Here is a 23,903-nt window from a genome sequence, read left to right on the forward strand (position 1 = left end):
TCAAATCGACCCGGCACGCTTTTTCAACCCTCTCAATTTCACTACATTTGTAAATTTAACTTCTATATATCGGTAAGACACATGCGACACGAGCAGGGACAAGCCCAACGACAAAAGCGCATAAATGCTAAAAGAAAGATCATTACTCCCTAAGAATCCACCGATTCTTGGAACGATGATTTTTAAGGGAAACATTACCATGGTATGCCACATATACAAGCTGAAACTGATTTTGCCCAAATAGCGCATCAGGCCCGTACGCAGGAACAAAGACAGAAAGCCGTATTCCATGATGACCGGAATAAACAACAGGAAGCTGAGGACGAGGGCAACCGCAATCGGAAATGCCATCACATAGTAGGAAATATAAATGGCCGCCAATAGGATAACCCCGTTGAAATAAAACCATTTGACCGGCTTCCAGCGTTTTTTTATCCCATTTTGACCGAAATATAAAGCGACTCCCACGGCAAAAAACGAGAAGTCCTTACGATAGTAAATAATGACCGCTACAGCGGCAACCATCAGGGCATAAAGCAGACCTTTTCCTGCCTTAGGCAGCTTGGAATTCCGGGATACCAACCAGAACATGCCTGCAATGATATAGAAGAACAACTCGTAACTCAATGACCAGGCAACAATTTGAGCGATCGGCAACGGGAACATCCCCGGCAAAAGCAATGCATTCGAGAAGAATTGAATGAGATACTCGCCTGCTCCGATCCCATCCATCCATTTATAGCCGATCACCGGCCCGACCATAAAAATGATCAGATGAATGGCAAAAAATACGGGGTATATGCGTAGTAACCGATTAACAGCAAACTCTCCAAATGTCCTTTTATTCAGTAAACTTTGCGTAATTAAATAGCCGCTGATGACAAAAAACAGATTCACGGAAATGGGTCCCGCGTAATTGATTAAATATAAATAGTTCTCTTTGGGAATCTCGGGAATATAGCCCTCGAGCACGGCCGAGACATAGATATGATAAATAACGACAGACAGGGCAAGCAGGCCTCTTAATCCCATCAAAGTATAGTTTACGTTCTTCAAGCCTCTGTTCCCTTTCTATTAAAACTTGAAATACGTCTTCGTAATTCGTATTCGTGAGCGTTTTTTCTCTCCTTGTTGTATTCGACATTTCCGACAGGAAACCTCCCTCTTCATCCTCATTCAACCAGCAGTTGAGTTCCAGCCGAGTTACTCGTCCTAAGATACATAGCGTTTCTGCCACCTATGTTTATAATGAAGATAACGACGTCGAAATCTGATTTGGGAGAAGAAACCGGATGAATAACGGGGATAAAGTAGGCAAACGAATCGCCATGCTTCGCAAGGAAAAGAAGTTCTCGCAAGAGGAGCTCGCCGCGCAGCTCCATGTAAGCGCACAAGCTGTTTCCAAGTGGGAAACGGGAAAATCGCTTCCCGAGACGGCCACGCTGCCCTTGCTCTCCATGATCTTGGGACATTCCATCGACAGCATCCTCATGCCGCAAGAATTAATCATTCTCTCCGCATGTTATACGGATGGACAGGAGAGCCATGAAGTCACTCACTTCGTGAATCAGTTTGTTGTCGGAAATCAATTGACGTTTCCCGTAAGCGAACAGACCCTTCCATTTAAAATTCAAAGTGACCGGATCAAGGTGCTGCTCGTGAAATACGAGACTCCCTCCGGGGTTTATTCCGATTATGCTTTAAAAGGGGACACCTTGACCATCGGGATCGACGCGCAAACTTTCATGGCCAAGGACGGCGAACTGGACTTTATCTTTGCGGCCTACGGCAATGAAACGGCTTATCTGAACGTGATGAAAAAAATGACGCATCTCCAGTATTTCCGGTGGGATGATTTTCAGGCCAATCATGAGCTATTTCCAAGCCTCATCGACAATGAAGGGCAAGACTATTTGCTGCTGATTTACCGGAATGCCGAAGGCCTTCACGCCGTCAGCTGCCAGGAGGGTGAGCGCATCCGCTACAGCCCCGATCGAATGTCTTTGTTCCGGTACGACGATTCCAGCGAAAGTTACATTATCGAACAGGTTGACCGGCTCGGCTTCGGCAAAGGAATGGACTGTTCCTGGGGCGGTGCGATGTACCTGTCCCTGAAAAGTATGGGGATTCAAACTTCGTATGAAAAGGTCATGGGCGTCTCAGGCGCATGCTGGAGAATCGCTTTTACGCCAGCCTGGGACTACAGCTCCGCCGATGCCTTAGTGGCTTACGATTATGCCGTTCCTGCCTTTGCCGCCTATGGCTATCAACCGATCTGGGCGGATCGGATCAGCCAGAAACAACGGAAAGCGGAGAAAGAACAAGTATTGGCCAGCATCCGTAAACATCAGTTGCCTGTTGCCATCAACCTGCGCGTGGCGCCCGAGTGGGGCGTCATTACGGGATATCTTAATAACGGAAGCACATTGCTCTGCCGATCCTATTTTGATGACGAGACCTTCCGGGATCTTCATGACGATCCCGAATTCCAGGCCTCCATGGAAGAAAGCAAAGGGTATCTTTATGTCGATCAGTGGCCCTTCGCCATGGTACGGTTCGGGGATCAAGGCCCGGTTCCTTCCGGCTTCGACAATCTGCTCCGCTCGCTGTATGCCAAAGTAGACTCGATGAGCCAAACCGACAACCGGGGCTACCGGATGGGATACGCCGCTCTGGAGACGTGGAGAGAAGGACTGCTGGATGAAGCGTGGTATCAAACGGCGAAGGATTCGGATATTTCCCGGAGGCTTAGCGTCAATCATTTTTGCATGATGGCCCTGACCGACGCCCGGAAATGCGCGGCCGCTTATTTGCGCGATTCCCTATCCATCCCTCAAGGGGAACATGTCTCTCGGCAGCTCTCGGAAATGGCCGAAATTTACGAAACGATGCATTCGCGGCTTTCGGCTTTTTATGAAGCGATGCCAAGCGATGATACCTTGAAAACCGCTCCCTCGGTCCAGCAGGCTTGGTCGAAAGAGCAAAGAACCGAACAGGCACAGCTGCTGGAGTGGATGGCCAACTTGGAGAGACAGGGAGACGAGCTGGCGAGGCAGGTTCTGGAAATTTGCGATAACGGGCTGGCTAGCAGCAAGCGTTAGCCCATGGGCTAGTCCCAAAAAAGGGGTTATCTCCGCACCTTATCCTCATCCGGTGCGGGGATAACCCCAATTCATGCGCACAAAAATTATTTTATGATCTCTTCCAGCTTGTTCATTAATTCCCGCAATTGATTAATCGACGTAACGATCTCTACTACATGCTCCTGCTGCACATGTGAACTTGCCAATACCTGCTCAACCGATGCTGCGGATTGTTCCGTGAAAGCGGCTACCGTGGTAATCTCCTGGACGACAGTTTCAGAAATCATGCGTAAACGTTCATTCATTTCGCGGACCTGTTCCGCTTGTTCCAGGACCCCGGTTGAATTCGACTCGATTCCGGCAAATAGCTGTTCCGCATTCATCGCCGATTCTTTACCCGCTTCCACAACCGTACGGCCATGCTCCACTAAATCCGTCGCCTGCCCGATGCGGCTTTGAATCGATCCGAGAATGACCGAGATGTCGGTAGATGCCTCCTGGGCATGCTGGGCCAACTTCCGAATTTCGGTAGCCACTACCGAAAAGCCCTGCCCATGTTCTCCGGCTCTCGCCGCTTCGATGGAAGCATTCAAAGAAAGCAGGTTCGTCTGGTTCGCAATGTCCTTGATGAGATCCACGATGCTTCCGATCTTCCGGTTTTCCTCATTTACTTCTCCCATAACAAGGGAGGTACTGAGAACGATATGGTCGATTTCATGGATTTTGCCGGCCAATTCATCCATTTTGAATTTGCCTTGAATCGTGAACTCGGAGGTAGCCTTGGATTGTTCACTCATTTTAACGGAAGCCTGGCTTGTGGCACTTACATTCTCATCCACACGATGGATAGCCTCCGATATATCGGAAACGCTGGTTGACCCAGTTTCGATGCCGACCGCGATTTCATTGAAGGCGGATACGACCTGATTGGATATTTCCCCTGTATGGGTGGCATTCTCCTGCAAGCTTATGATCGAATGACCCAGCACCTCCACCGTATTCTTAACCTCTACCAAGACTTCTTCTGTCCGGTTTTGCGCAACCGCAGACTCCGTCGCGCTGGCTTCCGCCTTCCTTCTCATTTTGGCGCCAATCAGGCTCTGTGCCATCAAAGCCGTGAGGGTGACGATCAAATAGCCATTCAAGTTAATATCTTTCTCAGCCAACAGAAACTCTTTGGTCTGCAAAAAATAATTCGACATCACGATAGCAAGTAGGCCGCTAAGCAGCAATGGACGATAATTATGGTAAATCGAAATGAGGGCTAGCGTGAAAAAAATAAGTAACAAGCTGCTGTACCCCGTGCTCTCATTAATAAAAAAGAAAGCGATCATGCTCAGTCCTATCGATACCAGGTACATGATGTAAGGGACGGCTATTTTTCTCCAAATCAGAACAACGCACAGCAGCGCGACCGGCAGACCGGATATAGCCAGCGTCTGTCTTATGTGGGGAGCCGACATGGCAATCCCAAGCAGAAGAGTCCCCCATAGTAACCAAACCATTAACTTGTTCCTTTGGTGCAATTCGATTAATTTCTCTGACATCACGATCACTCTCTCTCTGAGCTGTTTTATCCTACGGGGTTCCGGTATTACTTGAACACTTTAATTCGACATATTAAGACAGATTCCTCCACCCTATTTTGTCATTGACACCATTCCTGAACCAGCCTGTATAATGAGAAAGCTTATTCAAGGTGTACGTCATTAATTTATAGCAAGGAGTACTGTCCATGTGGTTTGTATTTGCCCTACTCACCGCCTTCGCCTGGGGAGGCGCGGATCTGTTCTATAAAAAAGGGAGCGACAGCAACGACCGGTTCAGTCACATCAAAATCGTCATTATGGTCGGCCTCGTGATGGGGATTCACGGTATCTCGTACATGCTCATTCAAGGAATCTCGTTTGATCCCGCCGACATGTTCCGTTACCTGCCCGTATCCGCGCTGTACATCCTGTCGATGACGATCGGTTATATCGGACTCCGTTATATTGAATTATCCATCGCTTCGCCCGTGCAGAACTCTTCCGGCGCCGTCACGACCATCCTGTTGTTCCTGTTTTTCACGCACAGCTTGAATGCCGTTGAAATTTTGGGCATCACCATTATTACCGCCGGCGTGGTCGCCATTGCCGTTCTGGAAAAGAGAGCGGAGCACGAAGCGCTTCAGGCCAGCAGCACGAAGATAGACAAAAAATATCAAATCGGCTTTATGGCGATCATTTTTCCGATTCTCTACTGCATTATTGACGGGCTCGGGACTTTCGCCGACGCGATTTATCTGGATGAGATGAGTCTGATCAGCGAAGACGCAGCCTTGCTCGCTTATGAGTTCACCTTTTTCATTTGTGCCGTACTTGCTTTTACATACCTCAGGTTCATTAAAAAACAGCGCTTCAACCTCTTCACGGAACGCGTGAAAGGGTATGCCGCCATTTTCGAAACGATCGGACAATTTTTCTATGTATTCGCCATGTCCAGCAATGCCATTATCGCCGCGCCGCTGATCGCTTCCTACAGCATTTTTTCGGTGATCCTGTCCCGGATTTTCCTTAAAGAGCGGCTAAGCAAAAAGCAATATGCGGTCATCATCATCGTCATTGCCGGGATTGCCTTGCTGGGGATTGCCGACGAATTGTAGGCGGTTTGAGCCCTATTCTGTAAAAACGAAAAAGACACCTTAACAGGTGTCTTTTGGTATGGAGTCAAGGGAGTAGCGGACTCGTTGAATTATCTGGCTCGTCTTTCCTCGCTCACATCGTTATAGAATTTAATCGCGTAAATGGCACAAATGCCGACGATTACATAAACGACCCGGGATAACATGGCATCCTGCCCTCCAAAAATGGCTGCCACCAAATCATATTGAAAGAGACCGATCAGCAGCCAGTTAAGCCCACCCACAATCAATAAAGTGAGTGCCACAACATTTAATGTTTTCATCCACGCCAACTCCTCATAAATTAATCTTTTACTATAAAAATTCCCAATTCGAACCAAAATTATGCATCGTCGCGTTTTTAAAAGATTTTCCCGCCGCAAACTGTAACAAAACGGACACCATGTGGCGTCCGTCTGTAAAAATGCGTATGAAACCAACTCCTTATTTCACGCCGCAGCCCGGTCTCTTCCCCTGCGACAGCATAACGTTAATGGTCTGAATCAATTGCGGAAGCTCGCTTAGCGTAGTCAAAGTAAAATCCGCTCCATGGTTCATAAAGGACTGCTTCGTTCTGCCGATCGCCGCTTCTTACTCGCAGAGACGCGATTCGGCGAACCTTCCATGGATGAGCGCATGATCAACCACCTGGAGCAGAAAGAAGCCATCGCCCGAAAATGCAGCGAGCTGATTCATGATGGCGATTGCATTTACATTGATAGCGGATCGACGACCTTCCAGATCGCCAAATATATAAAGCACAAAAAAAAGCTGACCGTCATCACCAATTCCATCCCCGTCATCAACGAGCTGGTACATAGCGATGTTGAGCTTATCATCATCGGGGGGAAAATCAGAAGCGAGGAGCAATCCGTCGTGGCTTTCGACTATATTTTCAACTTTCATGAGTTGAATGTCCGGAAAGCCTTTATCTGCTGCAGTGGCATTACAATGGAGCGGGGGATCTCCGACTATAATCTCGAGGAAGCCATTACGCGCAAAAAAATGATCGCGCAGGCCAAAGAAGTCTTTATCGCTGCTGACAGCAGCAAGTTCGGCAAGGATGTCACCGTGTCCATAGCGCCGCTTGATCAAATCGATGCCATCGTGACCGACGCCAGCTTGGACAGAAGCTTCCTTCCCAAGTTCAAGAAGCTGACGACCAGTCTGATCCTCGCCGATGAATGACAAAAACCCAGTACCGTTCGGGCGGCACCGGGTTTTTTCGGGGTTTTTTCGGGTCATTTCATATACTGATTTACCAGCTCATAACATCTTTCCTTCGTCACCCGGGCTTTGGTCGACACTAATTGCAAACCCTCCATGGTTCCGCCTTTGAATTCCGCGGCTTCCTTCTCCGCGATTTCATCTCTTTGCTTAATCCATTCCCGCTGCTTCTCTTTTAAATCATCCATCTCGTTTGCGGAAAGCTGCTGCTTTAGCTCGCCGTATATCTCATTCAGCGCCGTATCCCAACGATTGAAAGTTTCCGCCGCGGCCTCGGTCATCGATGCCGTGGTTCCTTCCTCATTCAATTCTTCCAGATCCGCAAGCCCCGCTTCGATCTCATCCAGCTTTTCAAGATAAGCTTCCTTGGTTCCCGTAACTGAAGTACCGGAATCAGCAGAATTGTCGCTGTCCTTGTCGGTTGCAGGCGCTTCGGTTTGAGGCTGGTCGTGCTGTACAGGCTGGTTTTCCTTTATAGGCTGTTTTTCCTCTTGCACCGAATTTTCCGGCTGCTTCACATTTGCGCCCTCATTCCCGGCGTTGCCGCAACCGGCCAAGAAGCTGCACGTCAATAGGGTCAATATGATTAGTTTTTTCATCTGCTCCTCCTGTCTCTGCAATTCCTGGATCTTTGTGATGATACATTATTGAAACGAAGACCTCTTTCCAAAAGTTGCATTATTTTTGTCTATTTACCTTAAAACGGTCCTTAAGAATCAGAAGGCAGGACAAATAAACAAACCATATCCGTGCCGATGCAATAAAATACCTTATCAATGACGAGGGGTGATGGATATCAAATCGTTTAAGGCTTTCTTGAATGGAAGAAACGAAGTGCCTCCCGTAAGAACGATTGCCACGGGAAATGCTACTTTTCGGCTGAACCGTACCGGTGACCGGTTATTTTTCTGCCTTATCGTCCGAAATATAAACCAGGTAACCCAAGCCCATCTTCATCTTGGTCGTAAAGGCGTCAACGGTCCTGTGGTCGCTTTTCTGTTCGGTCCGTCAAAATTCGGCATCTCCGTGAAACGCGGAGTTGTTCGGGGAACCCTTACCAGCAATGACTTGGTCGGCCCTTTAAGCGGAAAAACGATCCGCGATCTGATCCGCGAATTCGAAAGAGGCAATTCCTATGTCAATGTGCACACCATTCAACATCCCGATGGAGAAGTCCGCGGCCAAGTCATCAAGTGTAAATAATAAAAAAGCACTGACCTGCGAGGTCAGTGCTTTTTTTCGTTTTAGTTTACTATTGTAAATTTTTCCGCTAGTCTAGACTGAGTTCCCGTTGAAAACGCTCACGCCTGCGACGATGCTTCATCGGTAATGATTCCTAAATCGAAGGGGGCAAAAATCCATGAACAAGATCGGTCCTGATCCGAATGCCGTCTATCCTAATGAAAATATCAAACAGATTTGCTATATCAAAAATGTGATTACCCGGCCCAACATTATCGTAGGGGAGTACACTTATTATGACGACGCCGATGGCGCCGAGAATTTCGAATCCCATGTCACTCACCACTACGAATTTCTGGGCGATCGGCTGATCATCGGCAAGTTTTGCGCCATCGCCAAAGGCGTTGAATTTATTATGAACGGCGCGAACCACCGGATGAACTCCGTAACTACGTATCCTTTCAATATCATGGGACATGGCTGGGAAAAAGCGACGCCCTCCCTCGACGATTTGCCGTTCAAAGGCGACACGGTCATCGGCAATGACGTATGGATCGGTCAAAACGTAACGGTGATGCCGGGCATCCATATTGGTGACGGGGCGATCGTGGCGGCCAATTCGGTCGTGACCAAAGATATTCCCGCATACCATATTGCGGGCGGAAATCCGTCACGGATCATCAAGAAACGTTTTGACGACGAGTTAATCGATCATCTCCTGCACTTGCAATGGTGGGACTGGCCCGCAGAGAAAATATTTTCGAACTTGGATATCCTCTGCAGCGCCGACCTTGAATTGATCAAAGCGCTGGAATAGCAGCTATGCCCATACTTCTTGCAGCGCGGAACGGAACAGTTGATCCAGCCGGTCATCCAAATGGATATCCGCCGTCTTAAGGCCGGTTGCCGCCTGTTCAAAATACGCGATCCGCTGTTCCGTATACTCGTTAATCCGATGCAGCCACGATTCATTTTCCAGCCCTGCGCCGGATTTTTTGTGGTCCAGCAGCCTCAGGACAACTTCCTTCAGTTCGCTACCCGCTGGCATTAGATCTTCAACCATGATTTCGAACACCATGGGCGGCATTTTGTCGTATTTCACGATCCAACCGCACGCTAACAAGGGCCTAAGCACATTAAGGTACTTCTTGATTTTGACCTCTTCGCCTGACAAACAGTCCCTGTAGTTTCTTTTTGCCATATGAAGATAATGGTACATACAGGAGCGGGGAGAAAACGATAAAGGAGACAGATCACGAATCTGCCTGGCAACCGAATACTTCTCATAATATTGAATCGGCGATTGTAACCATTCGAGCAAGGGAGGATTGGATTTACGGAATAGCAAGAGCGCCTTTTTCAAATCCCATCCGTGGATATCAAGCTGATTGCTGATGGGCCTTTCAATGACATCCCGAGGCTCGAAAAGGGACAAGTACGAATCGACGGGCCGCAGATACAAGAACCGCACATCATAATCGCTGTCTTTGGACGGAACCCCCCACGCCCTGCTTCCCGCTTCACAAGCAAATAGAATACGCACCTGCTCCTCTTGTTCAATTCGTTGCAGCTCGTTCCTAATAACAAGATGCATTTCAGACAATTGCGCCATCGCGATCCACTCCTTATTGCCGCCTTGGGATTGTTGCTATTCATTTTATTATATCCCGATCAACAGCTCCTCCTCATTCAAAACAAACGAAAAAGCACCTGCCCTCTCAACGAATCGGAGAAAAGCGGGTGCTTGGGTGCTTTTGAATTATAATTGCATTTATCTGCGACGGCGTTGTTTCGTAAAGCGGGTATAGATCACGAGCGCGACGATCATCATGGCAATAAAACCGACGTTTTCTGCCGGCCCGGGCTGCATGCCAAACAAAATGCAAAGATTCATAACCAGCGTATTTGTAGCCAGCGCGGACACGATCAACACGATCGGACGCCATATATTAAATCCTCTCATTAGTTGCAACTCTCCTGATTCAGTTTCTTACAGCCGGACTAAACTCCCGCCTAAAGGCTGTTGGTATCATTATACCTTATCCATGGGCGGACTTCCATTCGGCTCTAGCAGGCTACTTTTCACTGTCGGCGGCTTACCAGCCGACTCTATCGGGGCAGCTTTTTGCTGCTAGAAACATGCCGCTTGAAGGGCAACCTTTTACTGCCGATGGGCTACTTTCGGCTTCCTCGGGAGCCGCTTTGCCGCCAACGGGCTAGTTTTGGCTTCTTCAGGCGTCTCTTTGCTGCCAACGAGCTGCTTTGGCTTCCTCGGGAGCCAACCCTTCACGTTCTAACGGACACCAGAGCCGTTAAATTGCTCATAATGGTGCATTTCAAAATCTAACGGTCACCAGAGCCCTTAATCATGCCTATTCGGCAGCTTTTGTGCACTTTTCGGCAGATTAAGGTCTCCTGTGTCCGTTAGCCGTTGGAAAGCGAGAATTTGCCTCCTTTAACGGCTTCTGTGTCCGTTAGAATTTCCATGGAACGGATGAGCCGATGAGAGATCAGAAAACTTTTAGAGTACGGAAGTATCGTTGGAGATCAGAAGAACCATAAGAGATCAGAAGTAACCATAGTGCTCGGGGGTAACATTAGTGCTCAGAAGTAAATTAGTGCTCAGAAGTAACATTAGCGCTCAGAAGTAACATTAGTGCTCAAAAGTAACATTACTGCTAAAGGAGTAACATTATTGCTCAGAAGTAACGTTAATGCTCAGAAGTAACGTTAATGCTCAGAAGTAACGTTAAATAACTAAGCTGTGCACAATTAGCCCGAATCCAAGCATGACTAACCCATACCCATCCTCAATCCGCTTTCGGGTCCGGTGCGATTCCACCCATTCCATCCATTAAAAAAGAGACCCCGAAGAGTCTCCCGTAACGAATGCCGCTGATTATACCTGTTTAAATTCGATCCAGTCGATCTGCATACCCGGCTTGATGTGCTCCAGCTTCAGCTCATAAAGCCCCGCTTCCAGCTCAATTTTCACCAGCTTCTGCTTGATCCATTGGCCTTCGGTTCCGTTCGTCTGAATGGTCGTCATCACTTGCCCGTTCAACGTTACATTGCAAGCACTTTGAGCCAGCTCGGGTTCCGGGGACATGATGTTGACGATGATCCGGTAATGGCCGGCTTGATCAGCCTTGAAAAAGGCCGATCCCGATTCAACCGGGGTAACCTGGGCATTTTGCGACAGCTCTTGCACTCGTTCCTGGACTTGTCCCGCCGCAAGCGAGGAGTTGGCCGCGAATTTATGGACGGTTTCCTCGATCACTTGTTTACGCGAGAATACCGGAGCATTCATCAAGAATTGACAAATATTCATGGCCGAGCGCTGCAGTTCGCCGCGGGTCAAGGTTCCGTTTTCCAAGGATTCCAGGGTATTGTCGTTATATGCATTGATTTCTGCACCATAGTTGCTGACTACCATGTATAAGTCATTCTGTGCTCGAACCATCCAGTTCGTATATTTCCGGTCCGGGGCTCCCCCATGAACCACGTCGTTCATAACGGCCCACCAGTCGGTCATCACAATGCCTTTGTAGCCCCATTCTCCGCGCAGAATCGTCGTGTTCAGATCATAGTTGGACGCCGCCCAATGTCCGTTAACCGGATTGTACGATGTCATGATCGAATTGGCGCCGCCCTGTTTTACTGCCATTTCAAAGCCTTTCAGGTAAATCTCGCGAAGAGCGCGCTCGGAAACGATCGCATCCACCTTACTGCGATACTTCTCCTGATTATTGCAGGCGAAATGTTTCAGCGTGGCGTTAGAGCCGCCTTTCATGATACCGCGGGTGCATGCCGTAGCAAAAATCCCCGTAAGGAGCGGATCTTCGGAAAAATACTCGAAGTTGCGGCCGTTAAGCGGGCTGCGGCGGATATTGAGGCCAGGTCCTAGCAACGTGTCCACGTTGTTTCTCAGCAGCTCTTGACCTTCCATCACGTACAGCTCTTCCACCAATTCCGCGTTCCAGGTAGCGGCCAGCAGCGTACCAATGGAAACCTGAGTCGCCTTCTCCCCGCTGTCCATCCGGATTCCTGACGGACCGTCCGCGGTGCAACCCACCGGGATCCCGTAGCCGAACAAGCTATCGCTTACGCCGCCGAACGCCGATGCCGTACCCGGCGTAACCAGCGGGCTGCTCATGCCTTCTCCTCTGACGATCGTAGCCAGATCCTGATCATTGAGCTGGGCGATGAACGTTTCCAAGCCGACTTTTCCGTCTGCCACGTCTTTCAATTTATACCCTTGGTCTCCAGTCTGCTCCAAGGTTTGCGGAAGGCGATTCTCAATCCGTTCCGCCAAAGAAATTTTCCGCTTCGGCGCTTCTACGAAGGTAAGTTCATACGTGCCGTCTTCTTTGCGCGCGCCCGGCTTCATTCGGGTAAAGCTTTCCGTTGGTGCGAGCGCCTCTTCCAACTGCTCCACGACTTGAAGGGATTCCACGACATAACCGCGTTGCCCCTCGACGGCGATTTCCACCAGATTCTTGACGCTACTTCCTGCATATATCCGGTACGTTCCCGCTTCCAGCACGTAGGCGGAAGGATACCCCGTCACGCCGGCATCATCGTAGGAAGCCATGGAGTGCACAGGAAAGCTCAAGATCAGACGCTGCGATTCGCCCGGCTGCAACTCCTTCGTCTTGCCGAAGGCAGCCAATGCTTTGGCCGGTTGGCCCAGCTTTCCTTGAGGAGCTTCGTAGTAGACCTGAACGACCTCTTTTCCCGCATAGACGGTTCCCGTATTGGTTACATTCGCGCCAGCTTCAATATAGGTCTGACCTTCTTTGGTAAACAGTTTGGCTTCCTCAAGCTTGATATCGAACTGCGTATAAGACAAGCCGAAACCGATTTCGAATTGGACGCGGTCCGGGCAGAACGTTTCGAAATAGCGGTAACCTACGTAAATGTCTTCCTGATAAAAGTTTTGGTGTTCGTTGCCGTAATTTCGGGTCGACGGATAGTCCTCGATCGAATAAGCGATCGTATCGGTAAGCTTGCCGCTCGGCGTTACATCCCCAACCAGCACGTCGGCAATCGCATTGCCGCCTTCCATGCCGCCATGCCAAGCATAGATCACGCACGGTATCGGATGTACATAACCCGCCTCGTTCATCCAGCTCATATCGATAATGTTCGATACATTCAGGACGACGACCGTTTGCTCAAAATAGGCCGTTACCTGCTTCAGCATCTCTTTTTCTTCCGCCGTTAATTGATAGCTGCCCGGCTCATTGGCATTGTCCTGGTCTTCGCCCGCCGTGCGGCCGATTACGATGATTGCCTTGTCGGATTTGTTTCTTGCCGCTTGCACCAGTTCGGGCGTTAATGGCATTTCCTTTTGGTGCCACGGCTCTGCCGCCCAGCCGCCTCCACCGTTATCGAACGGATTTTGCTCAATCCACTTCTCATAAACGGCTGCCAATTCTTCGTTGACCGTAATATTTTTTTTGCCGCGAAGGCCGCCCAGCAGGTTAGTTGTGTAGGATACATGAACGCTGCCGCCCGAGCCCGTACCGCTACGGTAATAATTCACTTGGGTTCTGCCGAAAATCGAAACGCTTTCGCTTTTTCGAATGGGTAGAACTTGTCCTTCATTCTTTAACAATACCGCGCCTTCCGCGGCAACCGTTCTGCTGAATTCAGCAAAACCTTCTAATGGAACTCCCAGTTTCTCTGTGCTCAATTTGTTCTCTCCTTATGCCGTTAAAAACGTTTTTATTCTTATATATTAAATTACCCTATCTCTTTATGAATTTCCAATCTTTTTGCGGAGCGCTGGCGTGACCCCCGGTAAAGAACCGATTCATGCCGCTTTAGAGAGCACATCCATCAAGTTGGGTCCTGTGGCTCCAGTAGGGGCGTTCGTAATAGGAAACTGTAAATATCCTTATTCTATACGGGATAATGGAAGCGATAAACCGATCATCCGAATTACGTTGACACACTGCAATTATCAAGGGATAATAACATCGTAAATAAAATTAACACTGTTAACCGGAGTGATTATATGGGTATCAAAGAACGGCGTGATATTGAAAAAGCAGTAATGAAAAAGAAAATAAAAAATGCCGCTATTGAGCTTATTGAACAAGGGGGCTATGAAAAATTATCAATAAGAAAGATAGCCGCTAAAATCGAGTATTCCCCGACCACCATTTACCTTTACTACAAAGACAAAGCAGAGATTATTACGGATATGTCCGACGAGCTTTATAGAAAAGTTGAAAGCAATGCGGCTGCCATCATAAATGGCGACGCTACACTTTCGATAGATCAGCGAGTGCATAGCATTTTGAACGTCTTTATTATGAGCCTTTGCGGTGAGCCGGAAATGGTAAAAGCTATTATGTACAGTGGAACGACTGCCATATTTGCGAATGAAAGTAAAGATGACAAGCCTTCTAATTCGGGAATAGCTATGCTTAATAATTTCTTTGCTGACGGGATAGCGCAAAAAGTTTTGAAGCCCAATATAACGAACACTTCATGGATGATTATTAGTGCATTACTCGGTTTCGTTTTGAGTGCCGTAGAAAATCAATTATATAAAATGGATGATTTCGACCAGCTTGTGGACGATTTCATAGAAATCCTGATGGGGGGAATTAGACAGTGAACACACCGAAAAGCGCATTGTCAAAGGCTCTTAAAATAGTTTAGCAACGGGATAACTCAAAATATATCCAAATTAGAGCCTGATAATCTATTAGGCACAGCATTTTACACAATGAGGTGGAATATATGCTTTGGATAGTGATAGTCATGATTGCGCTGGCAATCATAGCGATGTATTTGGCAATACCCGGCGGCAGACTTTGGAAGCAATATCTGACAGATGTAAAAAATTCTTTGACCGAAACAAAAAGCCAAATAAGCACACAAAATATATTTACGGAAGATTATGTTGCCATGCTGCCTGCTCTGCTCCGTCAACACATCATTAATGGGGGCTATATGGGAAAGTCCTTTATGGATAACATGCTGATATATTTTCACAACACAAAGTTTCGTATGTCGGCGGGAAAAGAGCCTATTAAGATTAAATACATGCAGGTCAATTTTGTAAATAGACCTGACCGGCACGCTTTCTTGACAGGACGATTTGCGGGGGTTCCATTGCAGGCTAAAGACAGTCTGTTGGACGGAATCGGCTCTATGACAGGTGTACTTGCCAAGCAGTTTCAGCTTTTCCGTTCTACCGGGGCAGAAATGGATCAGGGGCAGTTGATCACGGCGCTGGCAGACGCAGTATATATGCCGTCCTTGTTTTTACAGGAGTACGTGTCATGGACAGCCGTTGACGACCACACCATTGAAGGTGAGATTGAATGGAAGGGTGTTACTGCTAAGGGAAGATTTACTTTTGACAATAATGGCAACATTATACGTTTTGATACCAATGACCGATATAGGGACGAAAATGGGAAAGGCAGCTCGTTGGTGCCGTGGTATGTAACCTATTCTGATTACATAGAACAGAATGGTTACTTTCAGCCGGGAAGCGTTAGTGTAAATTGGATGCTCCCGGATGGTGAAGACACATATTTTGAGAGCGACCACATTGAGGTTCATTACTCCATAAATAAAATCAATTATATGACTTAATTACTTGGATTCGCAGCCATAGGCTAAATAGTCACAATAACCGTCGTAGCTGCCGTCCCCCATATCGAACTTGATCGCTCCGCCTTCGATAAGCTCGGCCACGCTTTATTCCGGGAACCATTGCCCCAGCTTCTCGTTCTCCGTGAGAAATGACCATACTTGCGGGATGGGAAAGTTCAAGCTGCGTTCGAAAGTTGCGGTATACCTGTGCTCACCGTGCTCTACTTTTTGAATAACCGCTATGCTCACAGCTTTATCTCCTATTCCTGGTGGGTCGAGACTATTGGATTGAAGTATATCATTCCTCATCCCCGCTAAGATAACAGGAGAGAGCCCTTATGTGGATCCGAAACAGCAATCACTTCTTGAAATTGAACTTTACGCTGCAGGACAAAATGACCGAAATCGCAAGCAAGCAAAGCGGAACGGCGCTAATGAGATAGCGGAAGGTTAATTCCGGTGACGGCCCCGGGTTATCGCCGCTTTCATACCCGAAGATCATTCCGACGATGAAAAAAGCCAGCGCCGAGATCAGTCCGCTCGAACGGGTAATAAACCCGGCTACTGCCGTATAAATCCCTTCTCTTCTTAATCCGGTCCGCTCCGCGTCCTCATCGATGATGCGCCCGCTGACCATCGCCGGAGTCACCAGGAAGCCCGCCAGCCCGAAGCCCGCAACCACGCCGGCCGCAATGCCGCTGGCCAGGTCGTAACCGAACCACAGCGGAATCATGGAAAGTCCGTAGACGACAAGCGACACACGCCACGCCTTGACCCCATCCATTTTACGGATGATCCAATACCACACAAAAATCAACGGAATCACCGAGACAAAGACGGCGGCCAGCAGGATCGAGACTTGCTCCTCGGGGATATGCAGCACGTATTTTGCATAAAAAGGAATCATCGAGCTGAGCAATCCATTAACCGTCTGGGCAAAGGAGTTCGAAATATTGAACACCCAGAACTTCTTGTTCTTCACCGTCTCTTTGAACGCGGGGATCAGCTTCATCGGTTCGCCTTGGCTGGAATCCGGCCGTTCCCGGACGCTCAGTACCCAGACCGACATGCAAAGGCCGAAGATACAAGCATACAAAATCGCCATCACTGAAAAACCCAAGGCCGCGTAAATGAGCGGAGTTACCGCGGTGGCAATCAACAGCGCAACGATCTGATAGCCCTGCTCCACGGCCGAAGCTTTGGCACGAATGCGGTCTCCGCGGAACAGTTCGGGAAATAAAGCGCCGTAATTCACCCAAAGCACCGTTGCGACCGTCTCGTACAGAATCAGGGTGACCAGAAACCAGGCGAACAGCCCGTTTTCCGTCAAGCCTCCCGGAGGTGAAAAAACCAACACGAAAAACGTCATAAATAGCGGGATCGCCCCAATGACCCAGGGTCTGCGCCGCCCGAGCCTACTCTTCGTCCGGTCCGACCAGTAACCGAAGATCGGGTTATTCACCGCATCCCAAACCAGGAAGATCGTACGGGCCAGCGTGGCCAGCCCGATGCCGAGCCCCAGCTTTTCCACATAATAATAACTGTAGAACGAGCTGAAAGCCTGGCTGGGCACCATCATCGCAAACATGCCGAGCGCAAAAGCATACGGCGCATTGATCCATCTGTTCTTCTTGTTCACAGAACCCCTCCCGATCGATGAAATAACGGAACTTCAGACCCACGCGGCATTTCGTTAGGCATTCTAGTATATTCATTGGGGTTCTGCTCAAGATCATTTTTTACGGGACTCTAAAAAAGAATATGCTCTCTTTATTCTACGAATTATTGAATCTTCAGGCTAAATACTTCGGACAAATATGAACCATGCATATATTGAATTTCCTTAGGCTTGGAACCGTCACCTTCAACAGCATAAATCCTGTTGTCTAAGCTATAGTAAACTACTCCTCCTATGACAGCGACGTTTTCAATTCGTTGCCAAAAATGACTAAATTCCAGCGGCACATCCACTAACTGCTGCTTTGTGCCTTTAGAAAGACTAACCTTATATAAGGCCTGTGTCGCTTCAGTCCATGGTCCATCCTGATTCTCCTCGGTAAAATAAATAAATCCACCCCCAAACTCCAAAATGGCTTCCCCCTGTTTGGATAATTTACAGACCACACGTTTATTAGAACCGTCCAGGTTCATTTCACGCAACACTTTGGAATGATTGTCGAGATAGTAGATTTTTTGATTATAGATCACCGAATGCCATACATCTGCGTCCCCTGTTAATTTCGTCTTTTGCCCCCCGTCCATTGTCATTCGATAAAGGGTCCACCGTTTGTTCTCATAATACCCATAGTAAATCCAATTATCGTGAACATACTTCAGAAAGGAATTATTTTTCGAGATTTTCGTCCGCTTGCCGTTATGCAGTTTGTAAATGGCGTGATCATCGTCTGTTTGGTTCGTAAACCAAAAAGTTTCACCTTTGACGAAAGCATCGTCTTTAGCAAAATACCCCTTCCCAATAACTTTGGGATTGGTTATATCATTCTCGCTAACTTTATAAATGTTATCTTGCGCTGAAGAATAGTACTGGACACCCTCTTTCGCTAAACCAAGGGCCATTCCATTACCCCATTTGGTCTTGAAGGTTTGCACAATTTCCCCCTGGAGGTCCATCTTATGAAAAAATTGGTCCCTATAATTATGATCTTCAATATAGAATGAATTTTCGCTGGTTCCCGTAATACGCGGTTCCGTCGAATACTCGTATTCAATCTCTTTGTTATTTCTTGTCCCGTCAGCATAAATATATAGAAGATCCGAGCCCGCGGAATACACGACATAAGGCTTCAATGTTTTGGAGAGGCCTGCCAACGTGCTGTCGGAGTACGTCTTAGCTTCGTTGCTTATAAGGATGATTCCGTCTTTATAAAAAAGTTCCTTTTGAAAAATATCTTCTACAACATTTCTCAAAGGCAGATAGGTTGTGCCGTTCACGGTTTTGCCGGGGGCACTCATCGCAACGGCCCGATCATCGATATATAGCTTGGCCTCTCCCAGCTTCGTACGAGCGGTATTGCCATTAAAAGCGATTGTCGTTTCCTTGGTTTTTGAACTCCAGGACATGGTTCCGCCAAGTTGCTCGGACAAGAATTTTAACGGAACGAAGGTAGTGCCGTCTTCGACAAAGGGAGTGATTTCGAGATGATTGGGGTCTATTCGCCCTTGCTGACCTTCAATGTAAACCTTGGAACTGTCGACACAGAGCACAAGGGCATCTTTAACTTCGCTAATGACCTGGTCGATTAGATCGACTTGGTTTGCTTGGTTGTCTTGTTCTGCTTGTTCGGCTTGTCCGACTTCGCTTTCCTCCGCAAACGTTAATGAAGGAACCGTTCCCCCTAAACTGCTAAGTACTACTAATAACAATGCAATGATCCCATATTTCTTCAATGGCGAATCCTCCTATGGATCTAAATAATATTTTCCCTTCTATGGGGATTTCAGGATATTTGTCTTTAATTCTATGTAATAGATTAAATTCCTCCATACCCTTATGCGGATAAACGGATTATCCGCCTGCCCGGAAAAAGAAAAAAGCCTCCCGGCAGGGCGGCCTTTACATCTCTCGTTTAATTGGTTCTGCGGCGACGGCAACAGTTACAACGACAATTGCATCCGTGACGTATATTGCGAATCTTTTTGCTCTTTTTAATTCGGCGTTTCCGCGGTCTTGAAGGTCCTTGACCGGCACCGGCTAACCGGTCTTTTTTCTTCTCAGGGCAGGTGGTTTGCTGCTGGCGAATCGGTTCCTCATTCACGCAGGGAACGAGTCTTCCCCATGAATCGATCTTATACTTGAACATGATCACCCCTCCTTTATTTTAATGTATGTCCTAGGATGGAGGGGTGCTTGGACCATTGGACAGGGGAGTCTGCCTCCGGCGCTTGTTCGAAATTCCGCTCACGAGCTTGAGCTTTTCTGGCCGCAGCAGAACGCCGTAACCGTGGAGTAGAGAAAGCATGGATCGATTAGCGTGAATCGTGTGGCATACTGGGGTTGAAGTTAATCGCAAGCAAGCAGTGGGTTCATTCAGGATCAGAGGTCGAAAACCTCGAGAACGGTGAAGCCGAGGAAAAACGAACGAGATTCTCTCCTCTCACCCTGCCTCCTGTCCCTTCCTCCTGCCAGCAAATTAACTGGAAAACTTGCCGTTAATTTTCGCCCATCTGCCAGATAATCGAAATTAACTGGATAACCTACAGTTATTCTGGCGTTAAAAAGCAGAATCCGGCAATATCGGCAAAAATAGATGGAGGTTTTCCAGCTAATTTATCTCAAAGGCACTTTTCCGGAAAAATAACTGGATATAATCCAGTTATTTTTCTTTGGCTTGCCGTCCGATTCGCCTCGACTCCCGTGTCTCCCAAAGGCCTTTATAGCACATTGCTTATTCAGGCTCCACTACTTCGATATCGTAGATACTCCACTTCCCCTTGTCATCACCGGAATCCTTGGCAAGACTGAAGATTGTTTGCTTCTTTGTCCCGTCCGCCGCCGTCTCGATCAACGTAACCATGGCGTCGCTTTCGCTTTCCTCGACTTCGAAATAAGCATCCTCGTCGTCCAATTCCAGTTGCAGATTGCCTACGGTCCCGTAGTCCACTTCAAGTACTGGCCGGTCTCCGGCGGGATTGCGGAATTGGCAAAGTTCGTCAAGACGCTCTTCCACATTCGGCGGAAGCCGGTCGTCTATGATGCTTAATGCCAGATACTCCAATACGGCCGCTTTTGGAGTGGAAGGATAATCCAACAGTTCCACGGAGGTGTCGGTTTGCACAAACTCGCCTCGCTCCAGCGAAAAGTAGCGGGTAACCCCGTAATAAAAAACATCGTAGCTGCCCCGGCGCTGTTCATAGCTATCGAACTTGCCGTTCTCATTGCCGTCCAGCAGCACGTCCTCCCCTGATCCGGTAGCAGAGGCGCTATAGGCCAACTCATCCAGAGTATCGTCCGAAATTCCAACCAACCTGAAGCCGGTCATGCTGACCCAATTCGTGAGTCCCAGGTAAATGACTTTCTCTTCCCGGTCTTCCAGCCGGACGAGCCGGATTTCATTGATGCCGTAACCGCCGTTGTTTAAGTTATCCCCGATTTGAAGTATCTTTCCACCCTGATTCCGCAAAATGTAAATCTCGCTGAATGTAACATCCTCCTCATCCTCTTCTTCCCCTTGCCCGTCATTTCCGAAAGCCGCTATAGCTTCTTCATTTCCGTCCAAATCCATATCTTCCTGCGTGAAATAGATCAGCGAAAGATCGGCCCCTAAACCTTTCTCTTTCAAATGATCTTTAAATAGCGTGGTGGTGTCCTGAGGCTCGGATGACTCCGCCTCTTCCGCAAGCTCACCGCTCCCGGCCGGAGAGGTTACTGCCGTAACTTCGCCGCCTTCCGCCGCCCCCTCCGCATTTATTCCGTTTGCTGCCGGGGTCCCAGCGGGCGAATTGCTTTCCGCGGCTTTATTGCAGCCCGCCAGAAGCACAACCAAGGCCAAAGCAAAGGCGATTAGCCTGAGTTTATTCATATGAACCTCCTAAATTCTGTCTCATAGTCTGTTCGGGCAAGATAGCCTAATCCCCCTCCGGCATCTATCCTTATTCCCTATCTGTCTATATTCTACAGTCTAATGGAGGATTCTTCCATTCAATTTGAGCATAGCGTGCTTTGTAATTACTTCATCCTGCGCAGGATCGATTCGGCATTTGATAAGGATGACAAGAAGAATCGCTGCCCTTAAAATAATAGAAGTCATGTCTACGGAAGGGAGATTATGAGATGATCAACATCTCTGAATACGGCACTTACGGTTTCCGGTTCGCCGATTTCCCGGAGCAGCCTCTGTGCGGTTTATTCGCCGTCGGACGGGAACGGGAAACCGACGCCTCCTATCGATGGGACGGTTTGACGCGCGACGACGGTCCCCTTCTGCTCTTCCAGTATACGCTGGCGGGCGAAGGAGCCGTCGAGATTGGGGAGCGAAAGGAAGCCGTCGGCACGGGCCAAGCCTTTCTCGTTGATATCCCTGGCGATCATCGTTACTACTTGCCGGCGGACAAGCCGGAATGGTCCTTTTATTTTCTGTTATTCAGGCCCCGTCTCGTGCTGCCCGCTTGGGAATTCATCAAGGACAAGCTTGGAGACGTAGCGGATCTGCCGGCGGGCAGCGCCCCGATCCGGAAGTTGCGGGCGATCTTCGAAGACGCACGCGAAGGCAAAATTGGAGACCCGTTTACGGCCTCATCCCATGTATACCAATTTGTCATGGAACTCGCCCGCTTCGCGTCCTCTCCGGACAGGGAGCAAGACGCATGGCCAACGGCCATTCGCTCGGCTGTCCGCTTCATCGATACGAACTACGCCGGGATGATCGGTCAAGAACAGTTGGCCGCGGAATTCGGGCTGTCCAAGTACCATTTCCTCCGGACGTTCTCCCGCTATGTCGGCCTGACGCCGAACGATTATCTGAACCGAGTGCGGATTGAACGTTCCGTCGAATTGCTAAGCCGTACCGACTGGAATATTGAAGCCATCGCCTCCGCCGTCGGGTATTCTAGCGGAAGCTATTTTATCAAAGTGTTCCGGAGGTTGACCGGCCAGACGCCGGGCCAATTCCGGGAAGGGCAGCAGCTTCCGTACAGCCGCCTTTTCTTCGACAAGTAACCAATAAACAGCAATTTTGTGCTATTCATCATCCAAAATTACGGTATTCAACTCGATCCATCGGCATTATGATGAGGACACAACCGCAATTATTTCTCTTTCGATAAGGAGTGTGTCCCATTGAATCATCACTTGATCGCCCCGACGCCGCCGATGGGCTGGAACAGTTGGGATTGCTACGGAGCCGCTGTGACGGAGAAAGAAGTCCGGGCCAATGCCTACTATATGGCGAAGCATCTGAAGGATTTCGGATGGGAGTACGTCGTCGTCGATATCCAATGGTATGAACCGGGAGCCGTCTCCTCGCAGTACCGTCACTTCGTACCGCTCGAGATGGACGGATTCTCGCGATTGATGCCTGCCGCAAACCGATTCCCGTCCACAGCGGACGGCCAGGGCTTCAAGCCGCTCGCCGATTACGTTCACGGTCTCGGACTCAAATTCGGCATCCATATCATGAGGGGCATCCCGCGCCAAGCCGTGCATGCCGCCACGCCGATCAAAGGCACCTCCGCGACCGCCCGCGACATCGCCCATCCGAACTCGATCTGCCCTTGGAACACCGACATGTATGGCGTAGACGCGTCGAAAGAAGGCGCGCAAGCTTACTACGATTCGCTATTCGAGCTGTACGCGGAGTGGGGTGTCGATTTCATCAAGGTTGACGATATCGCCGCATCGCGGCTATACGATACGCATCTCCCGGAGATTGCGATGATCAGGGAGGCGATCGACCGTTGCGGCCGGCCGATGACGCTGAGTTTGTCCCCGGGGCCGGCTCCGCTCGCGCACGCAGACTTCCTGGAGCGGAACGCCAACATGTGGCGGATGACCGACGACTTCTGGGATATGTGGGAGCCGCTGCTCGACATGTTCGACCGTTGCGAAACATGGCAGGGCCGGACGGGGCCGGGACATTGGCCCGACTGCGATATGCTTCCGCTCGGTCATATCGGTATCCGTTCGGTAGACGGAGGCGGTTCTGACCGTTGGACACGCTTCACAAGAGACGAGCAGGTGACGATGATGACGCTCTGGACGCTGTTCCGCTCGCCGTTGTTCTTCGGCGGGGAGTTGAATGACAATGACGACTGGACGCTGTCGCTGCTCACCAATCGCGAAGTGCTCGCCATGCATCGGGACGGGACAGAAGCAAGACAAGTATATCGAAGCGGCGACCGCATCGTCTGGACTTCGAAAGGTTCGGATAACGTCCGCTATGTCGCGTTGTTTAATACCGGCACGGCCCCCCTCCAGGTCGGTGTTACGCTGGATGAGTTAGGATGGAACAGAGGCACCGCTTCGGCGTTCGATATGTGGGCTTCGGAAGCACTCGGTACGCTCGGGAAAGGCTTGGAGCTGGAAGTCGCCTCGCATGGAGCGAGACTGATTCGGCTGACCTAAAAAACATAGCGCCCGGGCTGTCGAGACTTTCTCGAGAGCCTGGGCGCTA

At 49.0% G+C, this 23,903-nt stretch carries 21 protein-coding genes; 9 read left to right on the top strand and 12 right to left on the bottom strand.

The genetic code is table 11. The features are described from left to right. A complete protein-coding gene (locus ACLB09_RS18120) occupies positions 1-1,056 on the bottom strand; it encodes an acyltransferase family protein (RefSeq protein WP_410771260.1) in 1,056 nt (351 codons plus the stop codon). A gap of 236 nt (positions 1,057-1,292) precedes the next feature. Here ACLB09_RS18120 and ACLB09_RS18125 point away from each other — a divergent pair, with 236 nt between their 5' ends. After that, positions 1,293-3,101, top strand: coding sequence for a helix-turn-helix domain-containing protein (locus tag ACLB09_RS18125; protein WP_410771261.1), 1,809 nt, complete (start codon positions 1,293-1,295; stop codon positions 3,099-3,101). A gap of 86 nt (positions 3,102-3,187) precedes the next feature. Here ACLB09_RS18125 and ACLB09_RS18130 read toward each other — a convergent pair whose 3' ends face one another. Continuing rightward, on the bottom strand, positions 3,188-4,630 hold the full coding sequence (locus ACLB09_RS18130) for a methyl-accepting chemotaxis protein (RefSeq protein WP_410771262.1): 1,443 nt from the start codon (positions 4,628-4,630) through the stop codon (positions 3,188-3,190). Between the two features lie 188 nt (positions 4,631-4,818). Between ACLB09_RS18130 and ACLB09_RS18135 the strand changes: the two genes are divergently transcribed. After that, entirely contained in the window at positions 4,819-5,727 is a 909-nt protein-coding gene (locus ACLB09_RS18135) for an EamA family transporter (RefSeq protein WP_410771263.1), read from the top strand. 89 nt (positions 5,728-5,816) lie between these two features. On the opposite strand, the gene ACLB09_RS18140 is transcribed toward ACLB09_RS18135, so the two are convergent. Further along, positions 5,817-6,029: a DUF378 domain-containing protein gene (locus ACLB09_RS18140; protein WP_410771264.1), complete on the bottom strand. Its 213-nt coding sequence runs from the start codon at positions 6,027-6,029 to the stop codon at positions 5,817-5,819. A gap of 265 nt (positions 6,030-6,294) precedes the next feature. Here ACLB09_RS18140 and ACLB09_RS18145 point away from each other — a divergent pair, with 265 nt between their 5' ends. Beyond that, positions 6,295-6,933, top strand: a complete 639-nt coding sequence (locus tag ACLB09_RS18145; protein WP_410771265.1) for a DeoR/GlpR family DNA-binding transcription regulator — start codon at positions 6,295-6,297, stop codon at positions 6,931-6,933. Between the two features lie 53 nt (positions 6,934-6,986). On the opposite strand, the gene ACLB09_RS18150 is transcribed toward ACLB09_RS18145, so the two are convergent. After that, entirely contained in the window at positions 6,987-7,571 is a 585-nt protein-coding gene (locus ACLB09_RS18150; protein WP_410771266.1) for a lysozyme inhibitor LprI family protein, read from the bottom strand. A 190-nt stretch (positions 7,572-7,761) separates the two neighbouring features. Between ACLB09_RS18150 and ACLB09_RS18155 the strand changes: the two genes are divergently transcribed. Next, positions 7,762-8,175 (top strand): CHRD domain-containing protein, encoded by a 414-nt coding sequence (locus tag ACLB09_RS18155; protein ID WP_410771267.1) that lies wholly within the window; start codon positions 7,762-7,764, stop codon positions 8,173-8,175. Positions 8,176-8,332: 157 nt separating this feature from the next. Continuing rightward, positions 8,333-8,971, top strand: coding sequence for a Vat family streptogramin A O-acetyltransferase (locus ACLB09_RS18160; protein ID WP_410771268.1), 639 nt, complete (start codon positions 8,333-8,335; stop codon positions 8,969-8,971). Positions 8,972-8,974: 3 nt separating this feature from the next. Here ACLB09_RS18160 and ACLB09_RS18165 read toward each other — a convergent pair whose 3' ends face one another. The 3 genes from ACLB09_RS18165 to ACLB09_RS18175 form a co-directional block, all read right to left on the bottom strand. Continuing rightward, positions 8,975-9,766 carry a nucleotidyltransferase domain-containing protein gene (locus ACLB09_RS18165; RefSeq protein ID WP_410771269.1) on the bottom strand — a complete coding sequence of 264 codons (792 nt, stop codon included), beginning with the start codon at positions 9,764-9,766 and terminating at the stop codon, positions 8,975-8,977. 159 nt (positions 9,767-9,925) lie between these two features. Further along, on the bottom strand, positions 9,926-10,117 hold the full coding sequence (locus ACLB09_RS18170) for a hypothetical protein (RefSeq protein ID WP_410771270.1): 192 nt from the start codon (positions 10,115-10,117) through the stop codon (positions 9,926-9,928). Between the two features lie 936 nt (positions 10,118-11,053). Next, a complete protein-coding gene (locus ACLB09_RS18175; RefSeq protein ID WP_410771271.1) occupies positions 11,054-13,852 on the bottom strand; it encodes a glycoside hydrolase family 3 C-terminal domain-containing protein in 2,799 nt (932 codons plus the stop codon). Positions 13,853-14,176: 324 nt separating this feature from the next. On the opposite strand from ACLB09_RS18175, the gene ACLB09_RS18180 reads away from it, so the two are divergent. Further along, a complete protein-coding gene (locus ACLB09_RS18180) occupies positions 14,177-14,785 on the top strand; it encodes a TetR/AcrR family transcriptional regulator (protein WP_410771272.1) in 609 nt (202 codons plus the stop codon). Positions 14,786-14,910: 125 nt separating this feature from the next. After that, entirely contained in the window at positions 14,911-15,774 is an 864-nt protein-coding gene (locus ACLB09_RS18185) for a DUF6544 family protein (protein ID WP_410771273.1), read from the top strand. Between the two features lie 105 nt (positions 15,775-15,879). Here the strand turns inward: ACLB09_RS18185 and ACLB09_RS18190 are convergent, their stop codons facing one another. The 5 genes from ACLB09_RS18190 to ACLB09_RS18210 all read right to left on the bottom strand — a co-directional run bounded on the left by ACLB09_RS18190 (position 15,880) and on the right by ACLB09_RS18210 (position 21,314). Continuing rightward, the gene (locus tag ACLB09_RS18190) at positions 15,880-16,023 is read right to left on the bottom strand and encodes an SRPBCC family protein (protein WP_410771274.1); all 144 of its coding nucleotides are present in this window, start codon (positions 16,021-16,023) and stop codon (positions 15,880-15,882) included. A 109-nt stretch (positions 16,024-16,132) separates the two neighbouring features. Next, complete coding sequence (locus ACLB09_RS18195) at positions 16,133-17,362, bottom strand: MFS transporter (RefSeq protein ID WP_410771411.1); 1,230 nt, start codon at positions 17,360-17,362, stop codon at positions 16,133-16,135. A 194-nt stretch (positions 17,363-17,556) separates the two neighbouring features. After that, positions 17,557-19,182 carry a DUF5050 domain-containing protein gene (locus ACLB09_RS18200; protein ID WP_410771275.1) on the bottom strand — a complete coding sequence of 542 codons (1,626 nt, stop codon included), beginning with the start codon at positions 19,180-19,182 and terminating at the stop codon, positions 17,557-17,559. A gap of 179 nt (positions 19,183-19,361) precedes the next feature. Continuing rightward, positions 19,362-19,595 (bottom strand): hypothetical protein, encoded by a 234-nt coding sequence (locus tag ACLB09_RS18205; protein ID WP_410771276.1) that lies wholly within the window; start codon positions 19,593-19,595, stop codon positions 19,362-19,364. Between the two features lie 585 nt (positions 19,596-20,180). After that, positions 20,181-21,314: a hypothetical protein gene (locus ACLB09_RS18210; RefSeq protein WP_410771277.1), complete on the bottom strand. Its 1,134-nt coding sequence runs from the start codon at positions 21,312-21,314 to the stop codon at positions 20,181-20,183. A 251-nt stretch (positions 21,315-21,565) separates the two neighbouring features. Here ACLB09_RS18210 and ACLB09_RS18215 point away from each other — a divergent pair, with 251 nt between their 5' ends. Both ACLB09_RS18215 and ACLB09_RS18220 read left to right on the top strand, forming a co-directional pair. After that, positions 21,566-22,450, top strand: a complete 885-nt coding sequence (locus ACLB09_RS18215; RefSeq protein ID WP_410771278.1) for an AraC family transcriptional regulator — start codon at positions 21,566-21,568, stop codon at positions 22,448-22,450. A 120-nt stretch (positions 22,451-22,570) separates the two neighbouring features. Continuing rightward, positions 22,571-23,854: a glycoside hydrolase family 27 protein gene (locus tag ACLB09_RS18220; protein ID WP_410771279.1), complete on the top strand. Its 1,284-nt coding sequence runs from the start codon at positions 22,571-22,573 to the stop codon at positions 23,852-23,854. Positions 23,855-23,903: the final 49 nt, after the last annotated feature.

Origin of the sequence: Fontibacillus forbon (assembly GCF_046559655.1) — a bacterium.
GTDB lineage: Bacteria > Bacillota > Bacilli > Paenibacillales > Paenibacillaceae > Fontibacillus.